This window comes from Rhodococcus sp. MPR-R1B (genome assembly GCF_058793255.1).
Map to the genome: position 1 here is coordinate 40,529 of NZ_JBXAFO010000037.1, position 7,157 is coordinate 47,685.

Genomic DNA, 7,157 nt, shown 5'->3' on the forward strand with positions numbered 1-7,157 from the left:
TCGTCAGCTGCGACGGATCGCGGGGTTCAGGTACGCGTACGGCGAGAACGGCGCACGCGTGCGGTGGAACTGAGTCGGATCGCCCCAGGTCTCCGCGGGAACGTTCGACTCGGGAGCTTGACCGCTGCCGGCAGCCGCAGCAAGCACGCTGACCAGTGCCGCGATCTCGACGTCCGTGGGCGAACCCTTGACGATCTTGATGACCGACGCGTCGGAGGTCGACGTCTCGGTCAGCTCCGTGAGCGAAGCATCCGTCGCGGTTCCCTCGACGACCGCACCGTTGGTCGGTGCGGTCTCCGCCAGTGCGACATCTTCGCTGAGAATGTCCTCGGTGGTTGCGGTCATAGGGGAATGTTCCCATGCTTCTTGGGCGGAAGGGAAACGGCCTTGCGCTCTAGCAGTCGCAATGCGGAAACGATTTGTCCGCGGGTGTGCGACGGAGGAATGACAGCGTCGACGTATCCGCGCTCAGCGGCGACGTACGGGTTGACGAGGGTGTCCTCGTACTCGTTCTGCAGCTTGAGGCGCAATGCATCGACGTCTTCGCCGTTCTTCGCGGCTTCGAGAAGCTGCTTGCGGTAGACGAATCCGACTGCTCCGGATGCACCCATGACGGCGATCTGAGCGGTCGGCCATGCCAGGTTCACATCGGCGCCCATGTGCTTGGAGCCCATGACGTCGTACGCTCCGCCGTAAGCCTTGCGGGTGATGACCGTGATCTTGCCGACCGTTGCCTCGCCGTACGCGTAGAGGAGCTTCGCGCCGCGACGGATGATGCCGTTGTATTCCTGCTCGGTTCCGGGGAGGAAACCGGGAACGTCGACGAGGGTGATGATCGGGACGTTGAACGCGTCGCAGGTACGCACGAAGCGAGCGGCCTTCTCCGAGGCGTCGATGTCGAGGCAGCCCGCGAACTGGGTGGGCTGGTTGGCGACGATGCCGACCGAGCGTCCGTCGACGCGACCGAAACCGACGATGATGTTCATCGCGCGCTCGGCCTGGACCTCGAGGAACTCGTCGTCGTCGAGGATGCGACGGATGACCTCGTGCATGTCGTACGGCTGGTTGGCCGAGTCCGGGATGAGGGTGTCGAGTTCGATGTCCTCGGCGGTCAGGCTGTCTTCGATCGAACCGACGATGGGGTCGGTGATCTCGCCGCGGGGAGCTGCTGCCTGGTTGTTGGACGGCAGGTAGCTGAGCAGGTCCTTGACGTAGTCGAGGGCATCCTGCTCGCCGGAAGCGACGTAGTGGGCGACTCCGGACTTGACCATGTGGGTGCGAGCACCACCGAGGTCTTCCATCGTGACGTCTTCACCGGTGACTGTCTTGATGACGTCGGGGCCGGTGACGAACATCTGGGAAGTCTCGTCGACCATCACGACGAAGTCGGTCAGTGCGGGGGAGTAGACGTGGCCGCCGGCGGCGGGTCCCATGATCAGTGAGATCTGGGGGATGACACCCGAGGCCTGGACGTTGCGGTGGAAGATCTCGCCGTAGAGGCCGAGCGAGACGACGCCTTCCTGAATGCGCGCGCCTGCACCTTCGTTGATGCCGACGAGGGGGCGCCCGGTGCGGATCGCGAGGTCCATGACCTTGACGATCTTCTCACCGTAGATTTCGCCGAGCGATCCGCCGAAAACGGTGGCGTCCTGTGAGAAGACACAGACGTCGCGGCCGTCGATGGTGCCGTAACCGGTGACGACGCCGTCGCCGACCGGGCGGTTGTCAGCGAGACCGAAGTTCACACTTCGGTGCCGTGCCAGTGCGTCGAGTTCGACGAAGGAGCCCTCGTCGAGGAGGGCGGTGATGCGCTCGCGGGCGGTCAGCTTGCCTTTGGCGTGCACCTTGTCGATGGCGGCTTCGCCGCTCGGTGCCTGCGCCTGGGCTTGGCGATTCCGCAGGTCCGCGAGCTTTCCCGCGGTCGTGTGGATATCGGGTGCGGCCGCCGCCTCCGGCGCGTTCGGCTCTTGGACAGTGGTCATGGACGTGAGCTTAACGAGAGTGCGTGGGGGGCTTCGAAGGCAGGTCCGATTGTCGCTGTCTTGCAGGCTCAAGCTACTGACCAGTACATTCTCGCCGTCGTCATAGGCTGGGGCTATGTGGACCGACTTGAACCGACCGCCCCTCGACGGCAATGCCCTACGACGCGCACTGGTGCGCAGTGACAACGACGACGCGCGCGTTTTCTGGAACCGCCTCGACGTTGTCGAGGAGACCGGTTCGACGAACGCGGATCTCCTTGCGCGAGCGGCAGATCCGGATGCCGACCGTCACGTTCTGATCGCCGAATATCAGGCGAGTGCCCGTGGCCGTCATTCGCGCACGTGGGTGAGTCCGCCGCAAGCGCAGATCTCGATGTCGGTTCTGCTGTCGATGCCCGGAATGAATCTCGCGGACATGGGTTGGCTCCCGCTACTGTCGGGAATCGCGGTCGTCGACGCGCTGCGCAACGTGGCCGAAGTACCCGCAGAACTCAAGTGGCCGAACGACGTTCTCATCGGTGACAAGAAGGTCGCCGGCATTCTGGCCGAGGTGGCGAGGACGGCGCCCGATCCCGCGGTGGTGGTGGGGATCGGGCTGAACGTGAGCCTCGGCGTCGAGGAGCTGCCCGTCCCGACCGCTACGTCACTGCTGATCGAAGAAGCATCGACTGTCGACCGCGACACTCTCGTTCGCGCAATCGCCCGTGAATTGGCGACGCAATTCCGTGCTTGGGAATCGTCGAAATGGGATACATCTGTGTTGGCTGCCGAATACCGGCAGCGCTGCGGGACGCTGGGCAAACGAGTCCGCGCGGTTTTGCCGGGCGACAAGGAGGTGTTCGGTATCGCGACCGACGTCGACACTTCCGGACGCGTCGTCATCGAAATCGAGGGAACAGATGGGGAGACCTTTGCGGTCGCAGCAGGTGATATCACGCACCTTCGCGCCGCCCCGGTCACCGAATCGTGAACGTTGCCGGATTTTCTGGCACCAAAGTGCTAATTTTTGGCCCGGACCGGTTTTCGAACCAACCGTCCGTCCTTCATTTCACTCAACTGCGGGATTTACCGAGCTGCCTAGGGGCGTCATGACCACACCGATCGTTGTTCCGACCGAAGCCGAGACGGCCGAGAGCGCTCGCCGCGTACTCACCGGCGTGACGGTGCTGCTCGGTGTCCTCACATTGGGCCTGGGTATCGCGGTACTCGCGTGGCCGGATGCCACCCTGTTCGTGGTCGCGGTTGTCATTGCGATCCAGCTGTTCGGATTCGGAATCGTTCAGATCATCCGTTCGTTCGCGGACGTGACGGCTTCGGGTGGAACTCGCACGCTCGTCGCGATCTCCGGCGCGTTGGCAGTGCTCCTCGGATTCTTGGTTCTCCGTAGCCCTTTGCAGACGGTGGTTCTGATCGCGTTGGTGATCGGTGCCTGGTGGGTATTCCGTGGCGTTCTCGATCTGGTCGACGCGGCGTCCGGGCACACCGTCGATCGCGGTCTGTCGATCGTGCTCGGAGTCATCAGCATCGTCGCGGGTGCAATCGTCCTTCTGCAGCCCGAACTCTCGCTCGACGTCTTCCGCATCGTGGTCGGCGTGTGGATGGTGCTGTACGGCATCATCATCGTCGTGACCCCGTTGGTGCTGCGAAAGATCGCGCAGCCCTGAGCGTTGCCCTGAAGACGGGTGTGCCTGAAAGTCGGTGTGTCTGAAAGTCGGTGCGGGGTGGCAGACTTCCCGTCATGGGATATCCCGAAGACGCCCTCGCTCAGGACGAGGAACTGATACTGCATCGCCATCCTCATTGGAAGATGTTGGTGCTTCCGGCGCTGACGTTCGTGCTTGCGACGGCCGTCGCCGGGTTCTTGCTGGGCCTCGCACAGACGAGATTGGACGGCACGGCTCGCACCGTGTCGTCCATTGCCGTCGGAATCATCTGGCTCGGTGTCGTGGCCTGGCGGTCGGTTGCGCCCTTCACGGTTTGGAAGTTCACGCATTTCATCGTCACCGATCGGCGAGTGCTCATCCGCCACGGAGTGCTCACGCACACGGGTATCGACATTCCCATGGGGCGGATCAGCAATGTTCAGTTCCGTCACGGCCTGATCGATCGAATGCTCAAGACCGGAACTCTGGTCATCGCATCTGCCAGTGACGATCCGCTCGAGTTCGACGACATTCCTGACGTCGAGCACGTTCACGCCCTGCTGTATCACCAGGTTTTCGATTCCATGCAGCAGCCACCCTCGCAGGCACCGCAGTGGCCGTCAGGTGAAAACGACGACCCGAACGATCGAAATGGCTGGTAATCAACGTGCAAAGGCGTGTTGTCCGTAGTCTGTTCGTGTGACTGCCGTATTGCTAGCCGAAGACGACGAGGCCATTGCTGCACCCCTTTCCCGCGCCTTGGGGCGTGAAGGGTATTCGGTGACGGTCGAACCGACCGGACCCGCTGCGTTGCAGCAGGCGCTCGAAGGTGATTTCGACCTGTTGATTCTCGATCTCGGCCTTCCGGGCATGGACGGCCTCGAGGTCTGCCGACAGATTCGTGCGCATCGCACCTCGCTCGCCGTGCTGATGTTGACCGCCAGGACCGACGAAGTCGACTTCGTGGTCGGGTTGGACGCGGGCGCCGACGACTACGTCAGCAAGCCGTTTCGTCTCGCCGAGTTGATGGCACGTGTGCGAGCACTCCTGCGTCGCCACGGTGGCCGCGAGGACACGATCGTCGAGGTCGGTGGCATCAGGCTCGAGCCCGCGGCACGACGCGTACTCGTCAACGGCTCCGAAATCGCCTTGGCCAACAAGGAATACGAGCTTCTGCGGGTCCTCCTCGAGCACGCCGGGGAAGTGGTCTCGCGCGATACGATCCTTCGTGAGGTGTGGGGCGACGTCGAGCTTCGTGGATCGAAGACGCTCGACATGCACATGTCGTGGCTGCGCCGCAAGATCGGCGACGAGGGCCCCGCAGTGGAACGCAGGATTGCCACCGTCCGCGGTGTCGGTTTCCGAATCAACACCGACTAACTTCTCGAGAATCAGGAACTGCCGGCATGCGGCGTCGCATATTGCAGTCGATTCTCGCTGTCGTGATCATGACGGCGTTGCTGCTGGGGGTTCCGCTGATCTACACGGCGTGGCTCTGGGTGGAGGACGTGACGCGAAGTGATCTCCGGGTGCGCCTCGACCGGATGGCCGCTGAGGTCATCGCGCAAGAGGGGACGAACGGACTCGTCGAAGGTGCGTTGAACACAGATTCGCTCAAGGTTCTCACCCCGAACGACGGGCGCCTCGTTGTCGTGTATCCGACCGTCGTCGACGGCGCCGCACGCGTCGACGTCGGTGAGGCGACGGTCAAGAACGCACTCGTCGAATCGCTCGCGATGGGAACGTCCGGCTCGTTGCGCCTCGAGGTGCCGTCGGAGAACCTGCGCACCCAGCAGAAACAAGCGGTGATGGCTGTCGGCGTGCTCGTGCTTCTGTCCATCACGGCAGGCACCGTGGTAGCTGTGGTCACTGCGCGTCGGCTTGCCGATCCGCTGCAGGATGTGGCCGACCGGGCGGCGCGCCTCGCCGAAGGCGACTTCCGGCCGGATCCTCGTCGGCACGACATCCCCGAACTCGACCGCGTGTCCGACGTCCTCGATGCGGCAACCGTGGAGATCTCCGTGCGGCTGCAACGAGAGCGCGCGCTGGTTGCGGACGTCTCGCATCAACTGCGCAGTCGACTGACTGCAGTGCGGCTGCGCCTGGACGAGTTGTCCGTTCACGAAGATCCTGACGTCGTGAACGAGGCCGAGGAAGCCATGGCGCAAGTGGACAGGCTCACCGACGGAATCGACGACCTGATTCGCTCGTCGCGCACCAGTGGGTCATCGGCGAGTCTGGTGTCGGTAGTCGGCGAGCTGGAACAGGTGACTCGCGACTGGCAGGCTCAGTTCGACGGAGAGGGACGCAGGCTGCGCCTACGCGGCGATCGCACGGTGATGGCCGCGACCACAGGCTCGCGTCTGCGTGAAGCTGTTTCCGTTCTGGTCGACAATTCGTTCGAACACGGTGAAGGCACGTGCACGGTGTCGGTGCGATTGATCGACGGTACGGGTCGCAGTTCGTCTCGCCGTGACTCGATGGTGTGCGTCGAGGTCACCGACGAAGGCTCCGGCGTGGAGAACGATCTGGCGCCGCACATCTTCGACAGAGGATTTTCGGGGGCGGGGTCCACCGGCGTCGGGTTGGCGCTCGCACGTGCACTGATCGAAGCCGACGGGGGCCGACTGGAACTGCAGAGGCGTAAGCCTGCCTTGTTCGCCGTCTTCCTGCCGGTGGCCAACACGGCGCCGACCGCGGACGTCGTTCCGCGCCGCGAACCGCGCTGACCGAAAGGCCGGCGCAGACGGAAAACTCAGGAGTGCCCGAGCTCCTCTTCGGCGTCAGGAATTACCGGGTCAGGCGCCGTGTTTTCGGATAACGCTGTGGTTTCGGACAATCCTGTGGTGTCGGACAGCTCGAGCGGTTCCGGATTCTCGTCGGGAAACACGAACTTGCGGAAGGCCCAGAATCGGAACGCCATCTGCAGCAGGTTGCCGATGACATATGCACTGATGAAGTCGGCGATGTTCTCCGTCGCCAGGCTGACTTCGGGTACGCGCAGGTTGAAGACGTAACTGGAGATGTACAGCGGGATGAAGCTGATGACGACACCGATGGCGCTGATGATGAAGAACAGCGCAGCTTCGTGCGCTGGTTCACGGCCACCACGGTTCTTGAACGACCACTCGCGGTTGAGAATGTACGACGCGATCACCGCGACGACGCCGGCGATGATCTTGGCCGTGATCGGCTTGGATTCGAGGATCGACAGCTTGAGTGTGTAGAAGATGCCCGAGTCGATGAGGAAGGTCGTTCCGCCGACGATCGCGAATTTGATCAGCTCGCTGTGACGCAGAGCGATGTCACGAAACGGTTGGGGTATGCGGGCAATGACCCCGTCGACAAATGGCACAACAGATGAGTTTACGAAACGAAACCGCGTTACCACCAATTTGCCGCGGATTCATCAGCAGAATCACAGATTGGGAACGCTGAATGAACGGGCGAACGCGGCACATGACAACATAGAGAGCCGTGACCGGCAACAACGATCCCGCGCAGATCCCCGCCCGCCCGACCACCCCTCGAC

The 7,157-nt window shown here is 62.9% G+C and carries 8 protein-coding genes; 5 read left to right on the forward strand and 3 right to left on the reverse strand.

Annotated features, from left to right (window positions below; translation table 11 throughout):
* Window positions 1-3: 3 nt before the first annotated feature.
* Both AC1Q61_RS30030 and AC1Q61_RS30035 read right to left on the reverse strand, forming a co-directional pair.
* The gene (locus AC1Q61_RS30030) at window positions 4-345 is read right to left on the reverse strand and encodes an acyl-CoA carboxylase subunit epsilon (protein ID WP_007731147.1); all 342 of its coding nucleotides are present in this window, start codon (window positions 343-345) and stop codon (window positions 4-6) included.
* Window positions 342-1,982: an acyl-CoA carboxylase subunit beta gene (locus AC1Q61_RS30035; protein WP_003940853.1), complete on the reverse strand. Its 1,641-nt coding sequence runs from the start codon at window positions 1,980-1,982 to the stop codon at window positions 342-344. Before AC1Q61_RS30035 ends, AC1Q61_RS30030 begins: the two co-directional genes overlap by 4 nt.
* 115 nt (window positions 1,983-2,097) lie before the next feature.
* On the opposite strand from AC1Q61_RS30035, the gene AC1Q61_RS30040 reads away from it, so the two are divergent.
* The 5 genes from AC1Q61_RS30040 to AC1Q61_RS30060 all read left to right on the forward strand — a co-directional run bounded on the left by AC1Q61_RS30040 (window position 2,098) and on the right by AC1Q61_RS30060 (window position 6,354).
* Window positions 2,098-2,952: a biotin--[acetyl-CoA-carboxylase] ligase gene (locus AC1Q61_RS30040; protein ID WP_003940755.1), complete on the forward strand. Its 855-nt coding sequence runs from the start codon at window positions 2,098-2,100 to the stop codon at window positions 2,950-2,952.
* 118 nt (window positions 2,953-3,070) lie between these two features.
* On the forward strand, window positions 3,071-3,646 hold the full coding sequence (locus AC1Q61_RS30045) for an HdeD family acid-resistance protein (RefSeq protein WP_003941007.1): 576 nt from the start codon (window positions 3,071-3,073) through the stop codon (window positions 3,644-3,646).
* A 74-nt stretch (window positions 3,647-3,720) separates the two neighbouring features.
* Window positions 3,721-4,287, forward strand: a complete 567-nt coding sequence (locus tag AC1Q61_RS30050; protein WP_003941034.1) for a PH domain-containing protein — start codon at window positions 3,721-3,723, stop codon at window positions 4,285-4,287.
* 37 nt (window positions 4,288-4,324) lie between these two features.
* Complete coding sequence (locus AC1Q61_RS30055; RefSeq protein WP_003940916.1) at window positions 4,325-5,005, forward strand: response regulator transcription factor; 681 nt, start codon at window positions 4,325-4,327, stop codon at window positions 5,003-5,005.
* Window positions 5,006-5,031: 26 nt separating this feature from the next.
* Window positions 5,032-6,354 (forward strand): sensor histidine kinase, encoded by a 1,323-nt coding sequence (locus AC1Q61_RS30060; RefSeq protein WP_003940828.1) that lies wholly within the window; start codon window positions 5,032-5,034, stop codon window positions 6,352-6,354.
* A 26-nt stretch (window positions 6,355-6,380) separates the two neighbouring features.
* Here the strand turns inward: AC1Q61_RS30060 and AC1Q61_RS30065 are convergent, their stop codons facing one another.
* The gene (locus AC1Q61_RS30065) at window positions 6,381-6,980 is read right to left on the reverse strand and encodes a GtrA family protein (protein ID WP_492651264.1); all 600 of its coding nucleotides are present in this window, start codon (window positions 6,978-6,980) and stop codon (window positions 6,381-6,383) included.
* Window positions 6,981-7,157: the final 177 nt, after the last annotated feature.

Excerpts from the sequence above, each read along its gene's own strand:
- AC1Q61_RS30030 (WP_007731147.1), bottom strand. The coding sequence starts at position 345 with ATGACCGCAACCACCGAGGACATTCTCAGCGAAGATGTCGCACTGGCG.
- AC1Q61_RS30035 (WP_003940853.1), bottom strand. The coding sequence starts at position 1,982 with ATGACCACTGTCCAAGAGCCGAACGCGCCGGAGGCGGCGGCCGCACCC.
- AC1Q61_RS30040 (WP_003940755.1), top strand. The coding sequence starts at position 2,098 with ATGTGGACCGACTTGAACCGACCGCCCCTCGACGGCAATGCCCTACGA.
- AC1Q61_RS30045 (WP_003941007.1), top strand. The coding sequence starts at position 3,071 with ATGACCACACCGATCGTTGTTCCGACCGAAGCCGAGACGGCCGAGAGC.
- AC1Q61_RS30050 (WP_003941034.1), top strand. The coding sequence starts at position 3,721 with ATGGGATATCCCGAAGACGCCCTCGCTCAGGACGAGGAACTGATACTG.
- AC1Q61_RS30060 (WP_003940828.1), top strand. The coding sequence starts at position 5,032 with ATGCGGCGTCGCATATTGCAGTCGATTCTCGCTGTCGTGATCATGACG.